This window comes from Bacteroides fragilis NCTC 9343 (genome assembly GCF_000025985.1).
Classification (GTDB): Bacteria; Bacteroidota; Bacteroidia; order Bacteroidales; family Bacteroidaceae; genus Bacteroides; species Bacteroides fragilis.
Genome location: NC_003228.3, coordinates 2,364,116 through 2,386,996 on the forward strand (window position 1 = coordinate 2,364,116; position 22,881 = coordinate 2,386,996).

Genomic DNA, 22,881 nt, shown 5'->3' on the forward strand with positions numbered 1-22,881 from the left:
ATTTTAGAATTTAACTCCTAGATTACCTAAATTTTTTTGCATCTCTATATAATGTGAATTCAGTATTTTGTGACATTCATTCATCTTTTCCTCTACAGATTTGTCTCCACTTTCAAATTTTTTTTGTAATTCTCGATATTTTATTAGTGTTTTTTTGTAATCGCTATAATTTATACATGCTAATCTCCATTGCATCAAGTCCGTCTCATACATCCATGTGCCTAAACTTATGACAGTCATATAGGGACTTAATTTTGTTTTTCCGGCTGCAAACAGTAAAATGTCTCCGGCAGCTGACCAATATTCACCATTACCTACCTCATCTATAATAGAAATAAGCGACAATCCATCTCCAATTTTGCCTATATGTTTATTATCCATTAGCATATTCGCTGCATCAAGGGGAGCTCCGATTTGGTCATTTATTTGACTACCTAATGATAGTATCCCATTTCTTGCGTCATTTCCCTTTAGTGCTCCTTTGGATTTTATTATGGGAAGAGGTATTTCACAATAACTTTTAATAGCATCCGCCCGATGAATAAATTTTAGCATCTCCTCCACGATACCATAAAATGCATAATAGGCATCGTAATCCAATTTCAACAGTTCATCTTTTGACAAGACATGGAGTGTATGTAATGTTTTGGTCTCAATGATTGCATCTTTCCTTTGAAAATAGGGGAAAGGTATTTGCTGATATTTTGGAATCGCCCATAATTGTTCTGGATTAGTGCGGATAAAATATAGGGTTTCTGTTGTCCAATACACATACCCGATGCCTTCTACCAATCCCGTATAGGTCGTATTACCGGCATTCACCATAGCCTCGAACTCTGGCAATTTCTTTATTTCTATTTCCTTACCCATCTTATTGTAGATTATTTAACCCAGTGATTGTCAAAGCTAATTCCATTTATTAACATCTCATCAGGAGATATTACCAGTTGACTTTCTAATCCTCCTTCGTTGGCTATACTTCGATTAAATCGTATGCAATATGCGTTGATGAAATTAATTTTCAAGGGAGGATTTGTTGTCTTTGATTTAAAAATCACAGACCCGTTTTTGGGAATGGACGTCATTCCCCATCTGTAAATGTTTTCAGGAAGCGTTTGTGATAATGTAATGGACATGATACCACCACGTACTTCATCTTGCGGTTGCCCTTTATGGTCGACAGATTGCGCGAAATTTATATCGAAATGGCTCATCTCATATTCCTGACCATCAAGGATAAACCATGCTGTTAAGTCGCTGTCTACTTGTAGAAAACTAAATAATTCCATACCGTTTGTTTTTAATAGTCAAAAACTTATTCGTTAATAGTCCAACGATTTTCAAACGTTGTCTCACCTACCTTTATTTTTCGTACTTGGAGAATAATTTTAGTATGTATATAGGCTTTTCCTTTTTGCGTATATTCAATATTCAATCCAGTACAGGCTGCCTGCTCAAATAAAATCTTTTCCAAAGGTTCATCACTGTCATCGCATATTACAATTGCACCGTCTTCATATTTTTTAGAGTTCAGTATCCAGCGGAGCATATCATCTTGCGGTAAACCGGCATAAGTCAGGTACAAGGTTCCACCCCGTACATCAGTTTGCGGTTTGCCATCCGTGTTCGTTCCCTGATTAAAACTGAAATGGCAATTTTCAAGTTCATAACTGTCTTTGTACAATCCCGAAATACTGGAATCGCCCAAAGCACCTATCCTCAAAAAACTTTTATGTCCAAACATAGTATCTTCATTTTATCATTTCACATTCCAATCAATATCTCCATTATCCGCCACATCGACAACAACTGTATTCCCTGCCGCCAATGTTCCTGCAACAATCATCTTTGAGATAGGACGGCGGATATAGTTACGTATCGTACCCGCCACCTGACGTGCTCCGTATTTCGGAGTGAAGCCACGGGTAGCAAGCAGGTTCTTTGCCTTCTCCGTAATCTCAATGTCAATATGCTGCTTCTCAAGCAATGCTATAACTCCCTTTAACTGTATCTCAAAGATACGAACCAGCATTGTTTCGTTAATAGGAGAGAAAGGCACGATTTCCGACAAACGGGCAAGAAACTCCGGACGGAAATAACTGCCCATGACTTCCATCAGGTCAGTGGTAGAAGGATTCTTGCCCTCATTAATCTGTTTGCTAAGCCATTCGCTACCTACATTGGATGTAAACAGTACGATAGAATTGGAAAAATCACCCTCTTTGCCCAAACGGTCGTGTAGCTTGCCTTCGTCCATGATTTGCAGGAAGATGTCATAAACGGAAGAATGGGCTTTCTCTATCTCATCGAAAAGCACCACCGCGTAAGGCTGACGACGTATCCGGTTCACGAGTACGCCACCTTCTTCGTAGCCCACGTATCCCGGAGGCGCTCCCAATAGCAGGGCTGCCGAATGTTCTTCCTTAAACTCTGACATATCAAAACGAATCATCGCCTTTTCGTCATTGAAAAGTGCTTCTGCCAATGCTTTTGCCAACTCGGTCTTACCGGTTCCGGTAGGTCCCAGCAGGAAGAATGAGCCAATCGGTTGTCCCGGTTTGTTCATTCCACTTCGTGATTCGACAATGGCATCTGTCAATACCTTCAGCGCATTGTCCTGTCCAACAACTCTACGACGCAGAATATCTTCCATATTGAGCAACTTCTCTTTCTCGCCCGACTCTATCTTGCCGATAGGGATACCTGTAGAAGAAGAAATAACGGCTGCCACTTCATGGGAAGTGATTTTCCCGATTTTCTCTTTGGTCAATTCACGCAATCGGTCAAGTACACCTAAAATATAATCCATCCATTCACCGTAGTCTGATGACTCCGGTTCATTCTGTCCATCGGAGAGCATTCCCAGAAGGATAGGGCTTAACCGGTTCTTCATGGTGAAGTTGACTAACCGCAACTTCTCCGTGCGCTCCGCTTCGGGCTGGTCTTCCGCCGCTTCAATCGCGGCAAGCTGCTCTGCCAGTCCCTTTATATCTTTTTCCCCGCTCTGGTTAATCATCTTAACCGCAGAGAGGGTACGGTCTATCAAATCAATAGCGGCATCCGGCAAACGGCGTTCCTTGACATAACGCTTGGCGAGTGCCACGCATTCCGGCAACGAATCTACATCTACCCCCACACCGTGGTAGCTTTCATATCTTTCCAAAGCTGCCTGTATCATATTTACGGTGGATGCAAGGTCAGGTTCCGATACTTGCAATACTTCAAAACGCCGGTTAAGGGCATGGTCCGGTTCAATCAGTTTACGGTATTCGTCCACCGTAGTGACTCCGATTACCGTTATATTTCCTTTGGCAAGCTCCGGTTTCAGGATGCTTGCCGCTCCGCTGTTGCCCGACTTGGGGTCGATCAGCGTATGTATTTCATCAATGAAGAGAATCGCATTGCCGTGAGCCGACAATTCTTTGATGATTCCTTTCAGCCGTTCTTCTATCTCGCCTTTGTAGGTAGCACCCGCAATCAGTGTTCCTGTGTCAAGCTCATAGATAGTCATGTCCTTTAGATATTGGGGAACTGTACCCTCAATGATGCTGCATGCCAAACCATCTACCAGAGCAGTCTTACCCACACCGGCATCGCCGATGATGAGCACGTTGGGCTTACCCATCCGCCCCAGAATTTCCATCATCATGCGTGTCTCACGGTCACGGCACACGATAGGATATACTTTCTTGTCTGCCGCAAGAGCAGTCTTATCCGTACAGTACTTATCTAAATTGCCCGCCCCGGCTGTCCATAGGGGGGCTTCACTCCCCGGAAGGTCAGTCTGCGTACTTACGGATTTTTTCATATTACCCATTCCGCTCGTGAAGAGGTCATGTATCTCACGCTCCCGAATAGGGAACGAGCGCAACTCGTCCGTACTGAAACCTGCTTCGGGTGTAGCAATGGCTGCCAGCAGGCAAAGTGGATTGATTTCCAGCAGTCCCCACTTGATTCGTACATTATCGGCTTGCTCAAACAGTTCGTTAACTTTCCCATCGGGCATTATCTCGCCTGCACCGGCAGCCTTGGGGTACTCCTCTATTCTTACCTCCGCCCATTCGCGCAAGTAATCGGCATCCTTACCCAACGATTCGACAAACGAACGCAGACCTACCTCTTTGTGCATCAAGGCAAACAAAAGGTGTGCCGGAGCATAGCTGGCATTGCCATACTCACGGGCGACACCTTTTGATATTCGGATTACGCTCTGAACTGTTTCATTGATGTTCAAAAAATCCATATTTTATTCTTATTACGCCTGTTCGTAATTTGTATTCCAGTTTGTACCATCATCACCTTTCGTGCCGTCCAACTTGATAACAAAGCTCTTGGCAGGGAAGAACGGAGTCATGTGAATATCCAGATAAATACGGTCTTTCTGCTTTTGGTCTTGCTCGAAACGGATTATCTTGAATTTTTCGATAAGGCGGTCGGCTCCCTGTACACTATCAAGATACTGTACAATCTGCCCTCTCAGGTCACGTTCGGTTTTAGAACTCCAGTTCTCGAACGAACGGCGGTTCAGGAAATCAAACAATACCTTGGTAATATAGTCGAATACACGTACCACAGAATAAGTTTGCAATCCCAGATTGTCACCGTTGAACAATGTCTTTGCGGAGAACGCCATCACTTTACCATATTCATTGACCATCGGAATTAAACCCATTTTCTCCAGTTGTGAGATTTCGCTTTTCTTCAACGGGAATACCACCGCATCTATTTCATTAATGCCGCCATACTTCTTACCGGCAGTTACCTGAGACATCAGAGTGGTGTAAACTTTACCCATCAAAGCAATGGACGGAGAAACATGGAGGTCTTCCTCTTCACCGATTTCCCGGTATCCGGCACGTCCCACCAGCCAGTTGCAGGTCATGCAGGTATTGCTTTTGAAGGCCTCCCCACTTGCCATATTGGAGGAAGAGAACAGTTCCACCACATCTTCCGGCTTATCAAGGTCGGCAAAGTCCGTATAGAGCATCACTTTATTTTCATAAGCGATTTTCGCCCATTTTTCAAGTACCTTATTCGAACCAAGATAGCCCGGAATGGCTAACAGTGAGTAATTTTGACGTAAATCCAACTTGTCATAGTTCTGTTTCAGTTCGCGGGCAACGAAATCAATGAAGCGGGGATTGTCGAGGTCGGTCAGTTGTTCTTTGGAAGCATTGACTATCGTCACGTTGTTCACTTTGTCCGCTTCCGTATTCTTATAGAACAACATCACTCCACGGTATGCCTGTTCCATATCCCTCACACTCTGCACTGCCACCAATTGGCTTTTGGCAAGATGCGATGCGGCAGCTTCCGATTTAGCTTTAGAAGTGGCAATCATTTCCGTCACTGCCGATGATGAGTTCAGCAGGTCGATCCACATATCTATCTTATTCTTCAGCACTTCCCGTTCTTCTTGCTTCTGTTCATCGGTTAAGAATATCTTTTTGCGTGCCTTACGCTCGGGGTTCAGGTTCTGAACACCATCTACTGTTGATTCCAGAAAATTGAAACCGCCGAATCTGGACAACACATCCAGTGCCGAAGCCAGAGAGGATTCCCTGTTTTTCTCTTTATAGGAAACTTGAACGGTTTCTTGCGCCTGAACTTCAGACTTATTTTTATTATCTTCCATAGTTCTTATTGTCTTTTATTCGGTCTTTAATTCGTTACTCAATGCTTCCAGCGCGCTGATAAACGCCTTTTTGGATTCCGGATTCTCCAACACTCGTTGTAGAACTTTATTAGAACGCAATTGTGTCACCATCCCCTCGTAGAATGTTTTCTCCGTATCCAACTTATGGAGGAATGGACTATTCTGTGTCATATTCTTCACACTGAAGTCCGCCACTGAGCTAAATCTAAAGTTTTCTTTTACCGGTTGCCCTTCTTCATTTTCAAATTCAACATCAATGTTGGGCAAGAAGTGCGCAAACACCTCTTCGATAGTGCTTAAGCCTTTGACCGCTTCAGGAGTTACAGGTTCGTCAGCAGTTAACTGTTCAACTATGAGGGAGCGATTCTCCGGAATGTTTGCGATGGCTTCGGAAGTATCAACTTTCACTTCATTACCACCAATTCCATATTCAAGTATTGCCATTTGTCTTTTTTGTTTTTAAGCTACAGAAGCCATCCACATATTAAAAAAACAGCAGATGGCTTCTGTTACCTACATGATTACTACATGATTACTTCGGCCAATTCTGTTCAAATTGTGCGCCACCAATCTTGATTACCTGAGCCGATACGACAAAAGTGATAGTCATCGGCTGCGAGCCGACAATGTCGATGTTTTCGGTAAATTCGGTAATGTATCCGTTTTCCCAGGTAAGTTCCTTCATCTTGGCTTCTTCATCTCCTTTTTTGAAGACGATGCTGCCGGAATGAGGTTTAAACTGATTGGTCATGTTCTCCAGAATGGAAGTATCATCAGTCGATTCCACATGCAGACGAATTTGTCCACCATAAATGTTTGAAGATGGGCGTCCTTTGGAATCCACATCTCGCTTGAGACTGTACGTGCAATCCAGCACGTCAAACTCTTTTCCTGCAAAGCTTAAGGTTGCTCTAAATGCCATGTTTTAGGAGTTTAAATGTTAATAATTTGTTTAATACAGACTACAAGAAAACTACGATTTCATTTCATTATAAAAGTGCATGGCTTCTATATAGTCCTCAGCATGCAAATATAGAACAAAAATAATATACGAAAAATGGTTTGCTTAAAAAATAAAATATATTTTTTGATAATTATATATTCGTAAACAAATAATGGGATCTATTATTGAGAGAATTTATAATTAAAGAAGTGTAACTGATTGATAAAAAGACGTATATATACCTATTTGGAATCTTATTGAAAACGTGAAGGCGATTATTGAGATTGTATTATATGAAAAGAATAATGGCAATACCTTCGTCTTTACGTATGGATATTGCCATTAAATATATTGCTGAATTAGGAAGGCTGTAGAACTTCAGGATTTCCTTAAACATCTGTCCATATAGTCTCCTGTGACTATTCCGAAAGCAATGTTTTCAGGTCATTCTTATTGATGCCCATATACTTGCATATTTTGGATTCACTTATGCCATCTGATATCATTTGCCGGATTGCCTTTTTATCCCTGTCATACATCTCCAACCTATCAAAAATAATGTCAGTTAAAAAGTCGATTCCTTCTGAAAAAGCATTTTCTCCTTCTTTAGTCTTATAGTCTATTGTGCAGATTTTAGCACACTCTTTATGTAATATCAAATAATAAATTCCCCCTATTAGGATTGACGCAATACTTTTAATATTGATTTTCGCCGGTGCAAAGAGATTTTCGTAAAATGTTATTAAGTTTAAGTTCATAACATCCCGTGTTTCCGCAGATCTCTTTGTAGTACTATTAATAGTTGTCATTTCGTAAAGCAGCAACTTTTGCATCACACTGTTCTCTGACAGATTCCTGAACAATGTCTTGAACGTTTCTGCAAAAAACTTTTTAGGTCCTAATGTATTAAGTGTGGAAATATCAATGGTATTATTGATCCAGAAGTCGTATTGCTTGGCCAGTCTGTCATAAAGATTATCCATCGAACCATATCTTCTGTAAAACACATTAGCTTCTAAGTCAGCAGCTTTCATTAATGCACTCAAATTAACATTTCCAAAACCAAACTCACCTACAAGCTTTTCAAATTCAGATATTACCTCCTTATCCAACTGCTCATTGGTTCTCCTTATTCGAATTTTTTTATCTCCCTGTCCCATCATTATTATATAGTACTTATTAAATAATAAAAAATTTAATCACCAGAAGTCCGGAGGTATTTTCGTTTTTCCCTCCAATAAAATTTCATTCCTAAAGAATCAGTTGGAGTTGTTCAAAGAAGGCTTATGCTTGTTTATCCAACAGTTTGATTCTCCCTTCGCATGTTTGTTTGTATAAACAATGAGATATGTTGCAAATATAGGTATTTTACGCCTTACAAGCAACAAATAAGTAATTCAAATATAATATGTGGCTGTTTTACTAATTCAATTATAGACGATTTAATTTGCTTAGTTTATTTTTGTCATTATCTTTGCAAACAAATTTATAACGTATAAATACTAAAATGAAAGAGAACATATCTAGGTTCAAAATTGACTATTCGGTATGTAAGAATAGCCCCGGTGGCAGTATTTTGGAAAAAGTCTCCAATTTCCAAAAAGAACTCCAACTACACGAAGAGAACTCGCTACACATCTACGTCAAATCCCCAATGGTTTCCGGTTGCGGTAGGGAAGTCGAGGTTGTTGATAGAAAAACTAATGAAGTAAAGAAAATGCTGATGTTCGGTTCCAATAGTTATTTGGATGCTACCGGCATACCATCAGTAGTGGAAAAGGCGGTTCGTGTAATAACTGACTATGGAGTAGGAAGTGGCGGGGTTCCACTATTGAGCGGAACGACAATATTCCAAAATGAATTGGAAAAAGAGATAGCCAAGCTGACCGGTTTTGATGACACTATATTATTCTCTTCTGGCTTCACTGCCAATATAGGTGTGATAGTAGGATTGATACGCCCTAACAACTTGCTGGTATATGACAGGCTCAACCACGCCAGTTTAATTGACGGGGCTCTAATGTCCGGTGCCAAAATGGTAAGATATAAGCATAATGATCCTAAAGCACTTGAAAAAATATTAAAAGAAAATGCCGGGCAATACAAGGATGGTATGATGGTGGTGACTGACGGAGTATTTAGTATGGATGGGGATATTGCCGATATTCCGGCTATCTTAGAGATTACGAAGAAATATAATGCATTGCTTTTAATAGACGATGCCCATGCGACGGGAGTGATTGGAGGAGACGGAGCCGGAACGCTAAGCTATTATGATATAAAAGAGCGCGAAAATATAATCGTTACAGGAACGCTCAGTAAAGCAATAGGATCGATAGGAGGTTTTATAACTGCCAAACAAAACATTATTGATTACCTGAGGGTTTATGCCCGTAGCAACATGTATTCTACCTCTTTACCCCAGAGTATTTGTGCAGCATCCCTTGAAGTAATCAAAGAGATGCGTAATACGGACATTCAGAATGCACTGAAGCGGAATGCCGAATATGTAAGAAATGGATTGAAAGCATTGGGCTTCAATACATTAAATTCGATGACTCCTATTATACCTGTGATTGTGGGAGATGAATACATATTGACTCAGATAACAAAGGAACTTTATGACAGGGATATATTTACCAATGCCATATTTCCTCCGGTTGTACCTCCTAATATGTGCCGAATTAGAATTGGCGTGATGTCGTCACATACGTTTGAAGACTGTGACAGGTTGATAAACGTCTTCCATGAAATAGGCAAAAAATACGGACTTATCTGATAAAACGGCATATTGTCATACAAATAATAGGAGGGTATCCGAAATGTTTCGGATACCCTCCTGGACTTTAATTCCACAAAATTGCCTTGACAATATTTTGAGTAAGTACATAGATCTATTACTTAAATTTCGTGAAAGTTTACCATGGTAAACTTTCACGATGGTAAAAAAGTAGTATGGTGAAAATCCTAGAAAAAATAGGTAGTTTTAATACCGTAAAACTTTCAATTTAATGCTTTCAATTTGCTAAAATAGGGTTGTCGCAACCAAATATCTCCATCTCCCACAGCAACAAATCGTTGTTTAGCGCGTGTTAAAGCCACATTTAATAAGTTAGGTTTGGATGAAGCCCAGGAAGCAGCCCCTTTTGACTTCTCATCCAACCCCAGACATAAAATTACACCTGCTGCCTGCTTACCTTGAAACGTATGGACTGTTCCGATATGGGCATCCAACCACTTTTTTAGTTCGTTGTCTTCTATTGATTTATAGGTAGCCAGTGCTTGCTTAATAGGCTGACGCAATTCTTTTTTCAAGATAGATGGTATTTCTGAAAATGGAGAGATCACGAACAAATCGGGCAAGTCCTGTAAGTGGTGTATCTCATCAATAATCATTTGCCTGATTAAGACACCTTGCTCTGGTACGTAATGTCGTCCGCTCACTTTCCCCTCTACTTGCAAAAATCCATTCCGCATAAACAGTTGAGAACTTTCAGCCAAAGTGGAGTTATACATCATGCCATTATACGCGATCTCATTTGCTATGGAAAACATCGGGTCAACACAACGACGATGCACCCGTAGCGGAGATCCGGTCCAAGTATCATTTGTTATCCAACCATACGGATTGGCACGATCGGCCATAGACTGAACGGAAAGAGAAGTCTGTATCTGTGTTTTATCCAATCCGAAATGATGACTGATATTATTGACAATCTGCTCAGGAATCGTAACTACGGGCTCTATTTGAAAAGGATCTCCTACGATAACAGCCCGTTTGGAACGCCAGATAGCTCCTGCCGCCGCTTGTGGAACTGCCTGCCCTGCCTCGTCTACAAATAGCCAGGGGATTGTTCCTGTTTTCATTTGGCTAAACATGCGTTGAATAGACGCAAATGTAGAAGAAACGACAGGGACTATCAGCCAAAATGTATTCCACATTGCCTGTATTTCTCTTTCCGTAAGGTTTCCTCCCGTTTTAAGAAAATTAAAGAAAACATCCAGCGTTGTTTTTATGCGGCTCGATGTGGCATTGGCTCGTAGTATAAACAACTCGTTCACTTTCATTGCTTCAATGAACAATTCAGATTGTAATTGTTTAAGTCTCTTCGAATACCAAGGAGAGATTTCCTGTACCTCCTTTGATTCAATCTGTTTCCAAAATGAAGCATCGGCATAGGCTCCTTTCAATTCCTGACGGGCGGCTTCGGTCAATTCCGACAATCGAGCATAGTCGCTATTTATCCTGTCGTAGTCCTTTTGGCTTTGTTCTTGTATTTTTCTTTGTTTTTCTACACGTAAGTCAAGTGCTTGCAACGAGGTTTTCTGCTTGGTTATTTCTTCGGATAATTGATTATATTTCGTGAGAGTAGCAGTTAAGGCCTTTTTATATTGAGTTCGTACCGTTTTATTAAACCAATAGATAAAGAAGCCGGGGCGGGTAGATTGTAACAGTTTCAATTCCGTCATAGCATCTTCTTTTTGTTGTTTACCTCTTTTTATCTCAGTAGACAATAAATTTTTTTCCTCAAGCAGTCCCTCTAGTTCCTTGTCGACATGAGATAAATGGCTTTCAGCATCCTCAAGCTGGATACGAAGTTTTTCTATGCTTTCCGCATCTTTCATAAAACCGGTTAGACGAGATTTCTCAATCTCCACCTCTTCAAGTTTATTTTTAAAAGATACGACAATATTCAACCATTCTTCTTCTGTTGGTTTATAGTCCTTTAGTTGCTGTTTTAAAGTATAACTTTCCTCCTCCGAGTCCCCATCCCAAATGCTGTATATCAATTTTCGTTGATTTTCTTTATTGCCCATCACAGCGGCAATTAGTCCCCAACTTTCTTCGCCCACGCATTCCTCACTCACTTGCCGAAAATAGCCAACCTGATCCGAATAGCCTCTTGCCTCTTTTTTTAAAGGAAGTTCTTTCGAAATATTTTCAACAGCACCGTTATTGGAGGAAGCGACAACTATACCTCCGTCACAAATTGATGAATCCGGTTCATAAATGAATGGCGTGTACTTCTCACTCACTTGCACTTCACCTATTTTACGGAACGCTTTTGCCGGTTCAGTAAAGTTAACCATCTTTTTGGCACGTTTCACCAGAATAGCTGCGATGATATCTCTTAATAAAGTAGTCTTTCCTGTTCCAGGAGGTCCATTTACCGAGAATATGCCCTCCTGCTTTTCCCCTGATAATTCTTTACTGACCGTATTCACGGCAAATTGCTGCATCAAACTCGCCGTATGGGGAGATGGCCAGCAACCATCCGGATAATTCTCCGGGACTAAACATTCTTTCAAGATCTCTGGTTGAAGTGACAAATCGAAATGAACAAAGTCTTTATTCAAACAGGCACTCAAATAATTACGGAAAGCGGTATTGTAACTTCCTTTTACGGATGAAGTAATTATTCGCTCCAAATCGTCGATGTAGAAACTGTTTAATAGGTCTGCATTCGCTTCTTCCTTATCTGAAGTATTGTTTTTTTTGTATACTTCTTCTATTCGAACATATATTTCAGTTTCCGGCGAAGTGCTCCACTTTAAGTCTTGTATGATTAGAGCTTGTATCTGTTGAAGATTTTCTAACGTTTGGGTCTCCGACAAATAACTTGAGTAATCTTCCGCAAGTTCCTTCCTATTCTCGCCCAATCGCTCTAACAGGTTCTTTCTCAATTTATCAAAATCTTCCGACCAAGAATTGGTGTTCGCTTTGCCCGCCTCCAACTGTCTTAAGGCCCACGGCATAGTAGAAAATCCGAATGTGTTTTGTATATATACTCCCAGATTATCCAATTTAAGAGAAGCATAGCATACTTTGGCATCCGTTACGTTCGGATTATTACGTTCATCTTTGAAGAAATCTTTCACAAAATCCGAAACAGATATCTGGGAAAACACCCCTAAATAGATAGTATACTGAATTGTCTTTTTCGGATCTTTAGCTTCTAATGGACGCATCCAAGGAAGTTCTTTCAGTGGTTTAAGACTTTTATCTTTGGGTAGAATAGCTGGAGAAAAATGTTCTAATTTGTGCCAGCAAGAGAGTATCTGCATGTAATTCATCTTATTTCTTTTTATCGTGCAAATAGTTTTATTTAATCAAGTCAATGGTCCGACCTCCTATTCCTATATTTTCATCTGGTAATTCTTTGACCGTACATAAAAAGAATTCCATAGGAATTTGCATGACTTCCGAAGCTACTTCTGTCACTTTTCGGATTAATTCACTTTTTTGTTCACGGGTGAGTGCCCCCCCTTCAATAGTAATATATGGCATTGTATTATCTTATATTAGCGTTTCATTTATCTCAGATATAACTTGTTATAAAGCTGCCATACCTTCGATAGGGCAAAAATAACTGTTGGTTCAAATATAAACAAGTTATATTAAACCTATTTTCTTGTCACCTTGCTATTCAGCATGAATTGGCTGGTAATAAGAATGCAATGAATTAAGGAATCATATTGCTATTGAATATACTATCATTTCGCATTGATAATGTGCAAATTTTCTCACTAATAGTTTATATGATTTTCAAATTGATGATGATTGTTTCCCGGTTCGTGAGGGTTCGGTTGTATGTGTCTCTCCTGCTCCATCGAGGGGCATGAGGAATTCTTCCGATGAGCCAATGATTTACATGGTTGTCCAATCCAAAGAAAACTCTGTGGGTAATTATTCTACAGAAGATGGTACAAGGACATTCTATACAGAATTACTTCATTGGATAAAAGAAGTACTTAGTGAGAATCTTGATTTGATGAAGTCGCTTTTGGATAATGATCTAGCCGAAGAAAAAGCAAAGAGTTTGGTTGGATTAGATGTTACTAACGATTGGAGTCAAGAGTCTATTGAAATATTATTCAAACTGGTTTTAATGTATGCCAATAGAGAACCATATTATTAACCTATTCTTCTATCCGAGGATCGGAATTTTGTCTTTCAGGCAAGACTGAAACATAAAAAAAGAGGGTACCCTTTTCGGACACCCTCTAAAAATGACTTGTCCCAAAATGACCTTGCTTCGATTTGCCAACAGAGTTCACAAATTTATTTTTGTTAATCTATTGCCTTTAATATGGTTTGTATGGGAATAAAATAGTATTTTCGGGATTGGAAAATATAAAAGACTGCTGTAAAATGAAAATTACCCGTGATGAATTACTGATAGCCGCGTTCAAGCTGTTTATGTCCGTGAACTATGAAAAAGCCAGTTTTGCGGAACTTGGAAAGATGCTTGGAATGTCGAAAGCCGGAATATTCAAATACTACAAGAACAAACAGGAACTATTTATTGCCGTAGTGGATAAATTTTGGTTCAGCACGCAAAATCCACGAAACAAATTCACTGAAACAAACGGTACATTTGCCGAATTTATAGACGAATATGTGCGTGGCGTACAACGGACAATGGATATGCTGGGCGACCTGATAGGTGCAGAGCGGGAAAAGGTGGCACAAGGAAAGTTCACATATCACGCCCAATATTTTCATTTTCTGTTTCAACTGCTCCAATACGATCCTGATGCAAAAGAAAAACTCCGTAATCTTGTAGAGGTTGATTATGCTTACTGGCGTGCCGCTATACAACGTGCCATAGCTACCGGAGAACTAAGAGAGGATGTGGATGTAGAGGATGCGGTAGTCATGTTCCGGCAGGTTTACATGGGACTTTCGTTTGAAATGGCATTTATGGGCGGATTGAACACCCAGAGGCTTGCCAAACATCTACATGCCGTTTACTCCTTATTAAAGCGTTAAACAGTCCCCATTTAACGCTGATTGCTTGCTGACCTGATTGTCCGTGCAAAAAAAAGATAAAAAAGAAAACGATCGTTTACTTTATTTGGAATAGTTTTATAACTTTGGCAATATCATTTAACTAATGAGAGTTGTAATGTTATAAAACAAGCCCTACATGGATGCAAGCAAACAACGGGGAAGTATCGTACTGACAAAACAAAATATAGACGGTCAGGATTATATACGGATAGAATATGCCGATAATCAGACTATTGCCTTGCTACTTTCGCAAGACAAAGGAATTAAAACAATCGGGAACGGAAGTGCATACATACAAGCATCCACTTTCCAGCTTCCGGAGTTCTACACCCGTTACTCTCCCCACGCTTATATTGATTACAGCCGGGTATATGTTCGTCATCCTAAACCCCAACGTGAATACGTGCTGCCGAAAGGCTATTTGGAATTACTGGAACAGAAGCGTTACAGTCCCTCGACAATCAAGACTTACAGGATTTATTTCAGTGATTTCATGGAGTATCACAAAGGGCGTAACATCGACCGTCTGAAAGTGGCGGATATCAATCACTATATACTTTATTGGGTGAACGAGAAGAAAATCTCCGTATCGCAACAGAATATGCGCATTAACGCTATCAAGTTCTACTACGAGAAAGTGGAAGGTGGCAAGCGGCAATATTACGGCGGAATCACAGGTACCAAAGAGTACAAGACACTGCCCGAAGTGTTTAGCCGTAATGAGATAAGTCGTATCCTCTCCTGTTTGCCTAACTTGAAACATCATTGCATGATTTCGCTGATATATTCTGTCGGACTAAGAAGAAGCGAACTACTGAACCTTATCCCGAAAGACATCATCAGCGAACGGATGTTAGTACGCATAATGGGTAAAAGGAAAAAGTGCCGTTATTCGTTGTTATCAGAAAAAGTATTGAATGAGCTACGAACATATAACAAAGAGTACCGTCCGAAGAAATGGCTGTTTGAGGGGGATAGTCCCGGTGAGCAATATTCGGCGAGCGCATTGGTTAAAGTACTGAAAAGAGGCTGCCGAACGTGCAGGTATCAAACATCGGGTACATGTACACATGCTCCGTCACTCTTTCGCTACCCATTTGTTGGAACAAGGTACTGATCTAAGAACCATACAGGAGTTGCTGGGGCACAATGACATTAAGACAACAAATATATATCTTCATGTAACGAGTGCCCATAAATCGAGCATACCCAATCCACTTGATACACTGGATGATTCGTGAGGTGTGGATATTAGAGATTAGGAACTACACCATAAGGTGTGGTTATTGAATACATTAGTCACAACTTGGAATAACTTATAAATGATAACAGTATGGATAAAGACATTATAGTAGCAGAGGATGAAGATGTTAAAATCATCTTTCATTTCAAAGTGTTTTGCAAACTCTTGAAAGAGTGCATGTCTATATATGGAAATACTACCATAGAGAATGCACAACAACTGGTTAAAAACTTTCATCCTCTCCAACAGCCAATAAGCACTACTGATGATATTGTTTTCTTTTCTCACGAAAACATTTATCACTGGGCAATGCTTGCTCTATATGGTGAAACGTATTGGCTTATACATCCTGAATGTGAAAAACTGCCCGATAGCTATGAGAAATGGGTAGAAAATGCTTTATCTCGGCATTCGTTAGATGACTGTTATGAATTTATGAGTAAGAATAATAATGTGACTAACAAAGCATGATAACGCTTAACAGCGTTCCCCGCTTAGTCATTACTGATAATAGCAAATGAAAATAATGGAGATTAAATATATATTTTGTATCGTCTTTTGTTTTTGGGCAATGAAAACGACAATGGCACAAAGCGACAATAACTTGTTTGCTTTGGAAAAACAGCTTTGTTTTATTCAAGATACACTATCTATACTACGGCAAAATTATCCCTATACAGATGATAATTACTGCGATTCTTTACAACATAGATTCTCTATCCTGCTGGAAGAACTTTGTGCAGTCGATAAAGAAATGAAATACGATTTTATAGAATTGAGGAAAAAAGAACGGCAATTTACTATGGCAGTATCAGTAGACGAGGATATGAGGGTATTTTCCCGAAACACTTATTTCGGTGGTTCGATGCCATTGTTTGCTTCTTATATTCAATATAAGGATAAAGAACACTTGTATTTCTTCGATATAAACGAGGATAATGATATGGGAATATGTTATGATACAATTTATTCCATTCAGGCATTGAATAAAAGATATTACCTGCTTTCAGGAACAAGCCAAATAGCGGCGGCATATCCTTTAGTGGTAATGAAAGCTGTTGGTTGTGCAAACGGAGAGTTGAAGAAAGAAATAATATTCGTTTCCGGTAATCAGCAAACAGATTATTTGTCTATCTCTTATCGCTATGTAAAAGATAACATAGACACACGATTATTCATTAGTGGCAATTTAACGTTCCCCCGTATTGTATATGTTGAAACACAAGAGGAAATATTAAAGCCTGTTACCGTGAGAGATAAAGACGATATCAAATATATCGGTGGAGAAATTGACGTTTATAAACTTGAAAGAAATAAGAATGAAATAAAATTCATCAATAACAACGAAAGTTACCACCTAAACGATGATCCTTTCTAACCATTAGTGATAATTGTATGATATATGGATATAGCAAAAATTATATATGTAAGTTTAACAATGCTGACTGCATGGGTGTTTATGAGTATAGCATTTCCAATTGATACTTATAAGCATCTTTTGGGAGTTGTAGGCTCTTATATATGTGTGAGCTGTTCGGCGCTGTTTGCAAGCTGGTTTGCATGGCATTGGGTACACCCTTTTTCTTATGTAAAGTATTTATTGTGTGGCTTGCTTACTGCATTTTTGTTTCATGCAGGCTTAACTATTGGTTGCAGTATTCCAATTATCTTTTTATCTTGTTGTGGGGTTCATGTGATAAGTACAGAAGCTATAACTCTGTGGGAAGTATTAAGCTATCTTTTTAGCATTTTCATTATGTCTTTCTATTTTGTGGGAATTTTTACTTTTGGACAATGCTTGCTAACAGCGAGCATAACAAAGATAATAATATGGAAATTGAATATAGGTAACAATATCACTAATAACGCAAGATAACGGCAAGATAACGGCAAGCCGTTCCCTGCTGAACCATTACTAACAATCGTGCGATGAATAAAACAGTCCAGTCTATACTATCATTGACTGCTGTCAGCCTTTTACTGATAGTGATAACATTCTTTTTGGGTGGCTTAGGCTTCGGGCGACTATTTGGAATATATGGTGTTATGGAAGATAGTTTTTTAGGTATGCTTATGGTTATAGATATGCTGGTAATCTACAAGGTCTATAAGCTATATTTCTGTCAGCCCAAAGCTATAATGTTATTGTTTGGTTTGGAATGTTGCTCTATTCTTTTGTGGCTTGTCTTTATCTGTTTAGACCAACATCTATTGGATTGGCAAATAACCAATCTGTTATTGCAAGCGGTCAGTTTGGACGGCTTCGCAGGAGATGAACGAGGGTTGAATATGCTTGCAGTCTTATGTGGTATGATCTATCCGCTTATTGGGATTGGGTGTTTATTCACTGGATTGAGATTTATAAATAAGTTAGTAACAACGAAAGATAGCATCTGACGATGCTCCTTTCTAACCATTATAAACAATAAAACGAAGTTGTATGGGAGATATTGATATTCTTAATAAATTTGATAATGACAAGTTGATAGATGTAGTGAAAAATTATAAGCGCTATGGTTATGATGATGAGCTTCGTGATTATGCTATCAACTTATTGGGAGAGAGAGGATGGAGTAGAGAAGATTTGCAACAATTTGGTTATTTAACAAACTATGATTATGATGAAGCTGAAAAACAGTATAAAGCATACAATAGAAATTCATTGATAGGCATTTGTACGCTTGTATTTAGTGGAGGGATTTTGGCTGTTGTTTATTTAATCTTTCTAATTCTGGCTTATCGGAATGTTGCAAAATTCTATAATGCGTTAGGGCATAATCAAGATGAAACCGCATTATTCAACGCTCTTGGCGTGCTGGCTTATTTTCATCTGAAAGGAAGAATGAAAGAAGAATTAAAAGGAATAAGATAAGTTTATAATGAAGTGGGATAACGTCTAACGGGGGATTATTGTTTGTAGCTGCACGGGCCTCTTTATATCCGTACAGCTAGTGCAAAAAAAGTTAAAAAGAAAACGATCGTTTACTTTATAAAAAATGTTTCATATCTTTGGAGCGTCATCAAATTAATGATGTAATGTCTTGGCAGACTAATACCTAAAAGCCAACTACTAATTTTTTATATTTTGAATGATTATGAAAAAGTTCTTGTTTATTTTAACGGTAATTACCTGTTTTTTTGCAAGCAGTGTTGAAGCACGACGTGTGAGGTTTACAATCCCTGTGGACAACAGCATCCCGAAAGTAGTCACTCTTCCGGACAGTTCCTATTATAAAACAGATGAGGGCAGTCATTTAGACTTAGGCTATATCGAAGAAGATGGCAAACGTACCCTTGTACTATTCTCTGAGTCCAAGCCTGATACTTATTACGACATTTCGGACGAATATGCAGAAGCTATTTGTAGGGACTTGAACGTAGAAGAATTGGACACTCTTATCCCCAAGCCTACATTTTGGGATCAATGGGGTGGTAGCATCCTTTTCTACGGTATTGTCGCATTAGTGGTTATCGGTGTGGTGAGTTATCTGAAAGATTTTATATTCAATCTTTTGGGGCTGTCGAAAAAGAAAGAAGAGGAGGAGTGAAAAACAGCCCTAAAAGTTAATAGGCATGTGTATTAAATAACATCCGCAAAAATTTCTTACGGTAATAACAAACCACCAATAAAAATATTTATGACTGACTTTAATTGGATGCTTTGGATAGTAACTCCAATCATCATCGTTTACTATCTTTATCGTCACGTATGGCCTGCCGTACGCAAGTTTATTCGCCTTTTTCAGGGCATACGCATCAATCCCCGTTCTCACTTGACGGAAGCGGAGTACAAGAAGCTGTCCGTAGGTTCACTTTATGCCTTGCAGCAGGGAGCCTATCTTAACTCCCTGACACTGGACATCAAGGATAAGCTTCCCACCATTCTTGCCGATTGGTGGGGCATCTGTAATGCCCAAGATGCCAAGCAGACTTTGGAATACCTCGGAAAAAAGGGATTTGCTTATTACTTCCCCCACGTTTATCAAGCTTTTCTGTTGGATGACGAGGAGGCGAAAGACCGGATTTTCCAGCAACACATGGATAGTCAGGAGGATTATGACAAAGCCGTGGAACAATTGCACAATCTCGAAGATTGCTACGATGAATTGCTGGAGTGTGGTACTATCACTTGTCGGGAAGACCTACTGCGCTACGGTGTAACGGGTTGGGATGCCGGACGTCTTAACTTCATGGCACGTGCTTGCTATGACATGAAGTATATCTCTGAAGACGAAGCGTGGCATTACATAAATCATGCTTACGAAATGGTGCACAGCCATTTTTCCTCATGGCATGACTTTGCTATGAGCTACGTCATCGGGCGTGCCCTATGGGGAGGTAAAAGCGCATCCAATTCAGGCATGATGTATATGGCAGAGGATTTACTGAAAAGTGAGAAAAGCCCGTGGACAAAAATCGAATGGTAACTAATGTAGCCTGCTGGTAGTGAATGTTGTTCCTTATCAAAATATCAGGAGTTTTGTATAAATGAAGAAAGGCATAAAAAAAGATAATTATTTTGAACGTAACCGGATAATCCAGCAAACACAAAAATACAGGTACAACTTTATCGACTACCTTTATTATCAGGGAGAGCGATATAATAAGAGATATATAAGAAGTTCTGGAAATCAGTTAATAACATTGTATTGGATAGGTTTTGTTTTCTTGCCGCTCCTACCTTTTTGTACTCCTCACTATACCGATATCTAGGGGGATATCTTGGAAAAAGTGAATTTAATAGAAAATCTTCATCCGATAGTGGAGATCGTAATTTTTCTTTTTCCAATATTTGTTGCAATAACACTTCCGCCCAATTTGTGGTGCTTGTTGAGATACAAAAAAGACAGGGCGATGGCCATCAAGCATCACTACCGACAAAGTATATGGAAGGATGCGATTCCCATATGGCTGTTGTGGATGATTCCTTTTTTATTTCACCTGTTATTATTTGCAATCTATGATGTAACAACAAAAAAATAAACTAAAGGAAATAATGAAAGCAGAACTAAAAATTGAAGAAGAACCCTTATTTTTCATAATCTCACTTTTTGGGGATGCAAAACTAATTTTAATCACTGTAAATGAGTTAAATAGAGTGTGGGAGAATTACGTTAAAAGTAAGCCATTTTCCGACAATCGTACCCCCTAATCGTTTTTTGGGGAAGGGGGTACGATTTGGATACTAAAGTGTGTCTTTTTGTGCCCCTTTTTTGTCTTTCAGGCAAGACTAAAACATAAAAAAAGTCCTACAATACGTTGATATTGTAGGACTTGTCTCTTTTTTGTCGCCGTTTGGCTTTGTTCTTATGTGATCCGCCTGGGGCTCGAACCCAGGACCCCAACATTAAAAGTGTTGTGCTCTACCTGCTGAGCTAGCGAATCAATCCTTTATTGCTGTTAAGCGGGTGCAAAGATAGAGCTATTTTTCATAATTGCAAATAAATTCCGAACATTTTTGTTATCTTTGTGCCATAAATATCAATACACATTATTTATATATGGCTGACGATAAAAAAATAATTTTCTCGATGGTGGGAGTAAGCAAAGCTTTCCAACCTAACAAGAATGTACTAAAAGACATTTATCTTTCTTTCTTCTATGGAGCGAAGATTGGTATTATCGGTCTCAATGGTTCGGGTAAATCTACTTTGCTGAAGATTATTGCCGGTCTGGAGAAATCTTATCAGGGGGAAGTGGTCTTTTCTCCCGGGTATTCAGTGGGCTATCTGGCACAGGAACCTTATCTGGATAACACAAAGACTGTGAAAGAAATCGTAATGGAGGGTGTGCAACCTATTGTTGATGCCCTGAACGAATACGAAGAAATTAATCAGAAGTTCGGTTTACCTGAATATTATGAAGATCAGGACAAAATGGATCAACTTTTTGCGCGTCAGGGAGAGTTGCAGGACATTATCGATGCAACGGATGCCTGGAATTTGGATAGTAAATTGGAGCGTGCAATGGATGCTCTTCGTTGCCCGCCCGAAGATCAGTCGGTGGCTAACCTGTCCGGTGGTGAGCGCCGCCGTGTGGCCCTTTGCCGACTGTTATTGCAAAAGCCTGATATTTTGCTGCTCGACGAACCGACGAACCACTTGGATGCTGAGTCTATCGACTGGTTGGAGCAACATTTGCAACAGTACGAAGGTACGGTAATTGCAGTGACGCACGACCGCTACTTCCTCGATCATGTTGCCGGATGGATCCTTGAACTTGACCGCGGTGAGGGTATTCCCTGGAAGGGCAACTACTCCAGCTGGTTGGAGCAGAAGACCAAACGAATGGAAATGGAAGAAAAGACTGCCAGCAAGCGTCGCAAAACTCTGGAACGTGAGCTCGAGTGGGTACGTATGGCACCCAAGGCCCGCCAGGCTAAGGGTAAAGCTCGTTTGAACTCGTACGATAAGCTGTTGAACGAAGATGTGAAGGAGAAAGAAGAGAAGTTGGAAATCTTCATTCCGAATGGTCCTCGCTTGGGTAATAAGGTGATCGAGGCAAAACATGTGGCGAAGGCTTATGGTGATAAACTACTGTTTGACGATCTGAACTTTATGCTTCCTCCAAATGGTATTGTGGGAGTTATCGGTCCGAATGGTGCCGGTAAAACAACTCTTTTCCGTCTGATCATGGGACTGGAAACAGTCGATAAAGGTGAGTTTGAAGTAGGGGAGACTGTGAAAGTGGCTTATGTAGACCAGCAGCATAAGGATATCGATCCGAACAAGAGTGTTTATCAGGTGATCTCCGGTGGTAATGACTTGATCCGTATGGGAGGTCGCGATATCAATGCGCGTGCATACCTTTCGCGCTTCAATTTCTCCGGAGCCGACCAGGAAAAACTTTGTGGTGTGCTTTCGGGTGGAGAGCGGAATCGTCTGCATCTGGCTATGGCACTGAAGGAAGAAGGAAACGTGTTGTTGCTCGACGAGCCGACCAATGATATCGATGTCAATACTCTGCGTGCACTCGAAGAGGGTCTGGAAGATTTTGCAGGTTGTGCTGTTGTCATTTCGCATGACCGTTGGTTCCTCGATCGAATCTGTACGCATATTCTTGCTTTCGAAGGCGATTCGAATGTGTTCTACTTTGAAGGTTCTTATTCGGAGTACGAAGAGAATAAATTAAAACGACTTGGCAACGAAGAACCTAAGCGTGTGAGATATAGAAAGCTGATAGCTGACTAATACTTAACAATATGTAAGCCCCGCAATCAATTTGCGGGGCTTTTTTGTTTCATA

At 39.9% G+C, this 22,881-nt stretch carries 21 protein-coding genes, 1 tRNA gene and 1 pseudogene; 12 read left to right on the forward strand and 11 right to left on the reverse strand.

Features of this window, described 5'->3' with window-relative positions; translation table 11 throughout:
• Positions 1–3: 3 nt before the first annotated feature.
• The 8 genes from BF9343_RS09450 to BF9343_RS09485 form a co-directional block, all read right to left on the reverse strand.
• Positions 4–870 carry a hypothetical protein gene (locus BF9343_RS09450; protein WP_010992803.1) on the reverse strand — a complete coding sequence of 289 codons (867 nt, stop codon included), beginning with the start codon at positions 868–870 and terminating at the stop codon, positions 4–6.
• 11 nt (positions 871–881) lie between these two features.
• Positions 882–1,289 (reverse strand): type VI secretion system tube protein TssD, encoded by a 408-nt coding sequence (gene tssD / locus BF9343_RS09455; RefSeq protein ID WP_005787094.1) that lies wholly within the window; start codon positions 1,287–1,289, stop codon positions 882–884.
• A gap of 26 nt (positions 1,290–1,315) precedes the next feature.
• Positions 1,316–1,744, reverse strand: a complete 429-nt coding sequence (gene tssD / locus BF9343_RS09460; protein ID WP_010992804.1) for a type VI secretion system tube protein TssD — start codon at positions 1,742–1,744, stop codon at positions 1,316–1,318.
• A 15-nt stretch (positions 1,745–1,759) separates the two neighbouring features.
• Positions 1,760–4,243, reverse strand: coding sequence for an ATP-dependent Clp protease ATP-binding subunit (locus BF9343_RS09465; protein ID WP_010992805.1), 2,484 nt, complete (start codon positions 4,241–4,243; stop codon positions 1,760–1,762).
• Between the two features lie 12 nt (positions 4,244–4,255).
• Positions 4,256–5,635, reverse strand: coding sequence for a DUF5458 family protein (locus BF9343_RS09470; protein ID WP_005794652.1), 1,380 nt, complete (start codon positions 5,633–5,635; stop codon positions 4,256–4,258).
• 15 nt (positions 5,636–5,650) lie between these two features.
• Positions 5,651–6,100, reverse strand: coding sequence for a hypothetical protein (locus tag BF9343_RS09475; RefSeq protein ID WP_005787103.1), 450 nt, complete (start codon positions 6,098–6,100; stop codon positions 5,651–5,653).
• 88 nt (positions 6,101–6,188) lie between these two features.
• A complete protein-coding gene (gene tssD, locus BF9343_RS09480; protein WP_005787106.1) occupies positions 6,189–6,578 on the reverse strand; it encodes a type VI secretion system tube protein TssD in 390 nt (129 codons plus the stop codon).
• A gap of 440 nt (positions 6,579–7,018) precedes the next feature.
• Positions 7,019–7,759 carry a TetR/AcrR family transcriptional regulator gene (locus tag BF9343_RS09485; protein ID WP_010992806.1) on the reverse strand — a complete coding sequence of 247 codons (741 nt, stop codon included), beginning with the start codon at positions 7,757–7,759 and terminating at the stop codon, positions 7,019–7,021.
• A 347-nt stretch (positions 7,760–8,106) separates the two neighbouring features.
• On the opposite strand from BF9343_RS09485, the gene BF9343_RS09490 reads away from it, so the two are divergent.
• Positions 8,107–9,378, forward strand: coding sequence for an aminotransferase class I/II-fold pyridoxal phosphate-dependent enzyme (locus tag BF9343_RS09490; RefSeq protein WP_010992807.1), 1,272 nt, complete (start codon positions 8,107–8,109; stop codon positions 9,376–9,378).
• 224 nt (positions 9,379–9,602) lie between these two features.
• On the opposite strand, the gene BF9343_RS09495 is transcribed toward BF9343_RS09490, so the two are convergent.
• The gene (locus BF9343_RS09495) at positions 9,603–12,674 is read right to left on the reverse strand and encodes a DEAD/DEAH box helicase (RefSeq protein ID WP_010992808.1); all 3,072 of its coding nucleotides are present in this window, start codon (positions 12,672–12,674) and stop codon (positions 9,603–9,605) included.
• Between the two features lie 28 nt (positions 12,675–12,702).
• A complete protein-coding gene (gene dmpI, locus BF9343_RS09500; protein WP_010992809.1) occupies positions 12,703–12,888 on the reverse strand; it encodes a 4-oxalocrotonate tautomerase DmpI in 186 nt (61 codons plus the stop codon).
• A gap of 331 nt (positions 12,889–13,219) precedes the next feature.
• Here dmpI and BF9343_RS09505 point away from each other — a divergent pair, with 331 nt between their 5' ends.
• The 10 genes and pseudogenes from BF9343_RS09505 to BF9343_RS09545 all read left to right on the forward strand — a co-directional run bounded on the left by BF9343_RS09505 (position 13,220) and on the right by BF9343_RS09545 (position 20,064).
• On the forward strand, positions 13,220–13,519 hold the full coding sequence (locus tag BF9343_RS09505) for a cupin domain-containing protein (RefSeq protein ID WP_010992810.1): 300 nt from the start codon (positions 13,220–13,222) through the stop codon (positions 13,517–13,519).
• Between the two features lie 233 nt (positions 13,520–13,752).
• A complete protein-coding gene (locus BF9343_RS09510; protein WP_005800293.1) occupies positions 13,753–14,373 on the forward strand; it encodes a TetR/AcrR family transcriptional regulator in 621 nt (206 codons plus the stop codon).
• Positions 14,374–14,530: 157 nt separating this feature from the next.
• Positions 14,531–15,635: pseudogene (locus tag BF9343_RS09515) on the forward strand (tyrosine-type recombinase/integrase).
• 92 nt (positions 15,636–15,727) lie between these two features.
• Complete coding sequence (locus BF9343_RS09520; RefSeq protein WP_010992812.1) at positions 15,728–16,108, forward strand: hypothetical protein; 381 nt, start codon at positions 15,728–15,730, stop codon at positions 16,106–16,108.
• Positions 16,109–16,163: 55 nt separating this feature from the next.
• Positions 16,164–17,015: a hypothetical protein gene (locus tag BF9343_RS09525; RefSeq protein WP_010992813.1), complete on the forward strand. Its 852-nt coding sequence runs from the start codon at positions 16,164–16,166 to the stop codon at positions 17,013–17,015.
• Positions 17,016–17,039: 24 nt separating this feature from the next.
• Entirely contained in the window at positions 17,040–17,513 is a 474-nt protein-coding gene (locus BF9343_RS22500; protein WP_005794640.1) for a hypothetical protein, read from the forward strand.
• Between the two features lie 53 nt (positions 17,514–17,566).
• Complete coding sequence (locus tag BF9343_RS09530) at positions 17,567–18,034, forward strand: hypothetical protein (RefSeq protein WP_010992814.1); 468 nt, start codon at positions 17,567–17,569, stop codon at positions 18,032–18,034.
• 43 nt (positions 18,035–18,077) lie between these two features.
• On the forward strand, positions 18,078–18,509 hold the full coding sequence (locus BF9343_RS09535; RefSeq protein WP_005800283.1) for a hypothetical protein: 432 nt from the start codon (positions 18,078–18,080) through the stop codon (positions 18,507–18,509).
• A gap of 217 nt (positions 18,510–18,726) precedes the next feature.
• Positions 18,727–19,185 (forward strand): membrane protein, encoded by a 459-nt coding sequence (locus tag BF9343_RS09540; protein WP_032575360.1) that lies wholly within the window; start codon positions 18,727–18,729, stop codon positions 19,183–19,185.
• A gap of 90 nt (positions 19,186–19,275) precedes the next feature.
• On the forward strand, positions 19,276–20,064 hold the full coding sequence (locus BF9343_RS09545) for a DUF1266 domain-containing protein (RefSeq protein ID WP_010992816.1): 789 nt from the start codon (positions 19,276–19,278) through the stop codon (positions 20,062–20,064).
• Positions 20,065–20,949: 885 nt separating this feature from the next.
• Here the strand turns inward: BF9343_RS09545 and BF9343_RS09560 are convergent.
• Positions 20,950–21,022 (reverse strand) — tRNA-Lys (locus BF9343_RS09560).
• Between the two features lie 116 nt (positions 21,023–21,138).
• Here BF9343_RS09560 and ettA point away from each other — a divergent pair.
• Entirely contained in the window at positions 21,139–22,827 is a 1,689-nt protein-coding gene (gene ettA / locus BF9343_RS09565; protein WP_005776885.1) for an energy-dependent translational throttle protein EttA, read from the forward strand.
• Positions 22,828–22,881 lie beyond the last annotated feature (54 nt).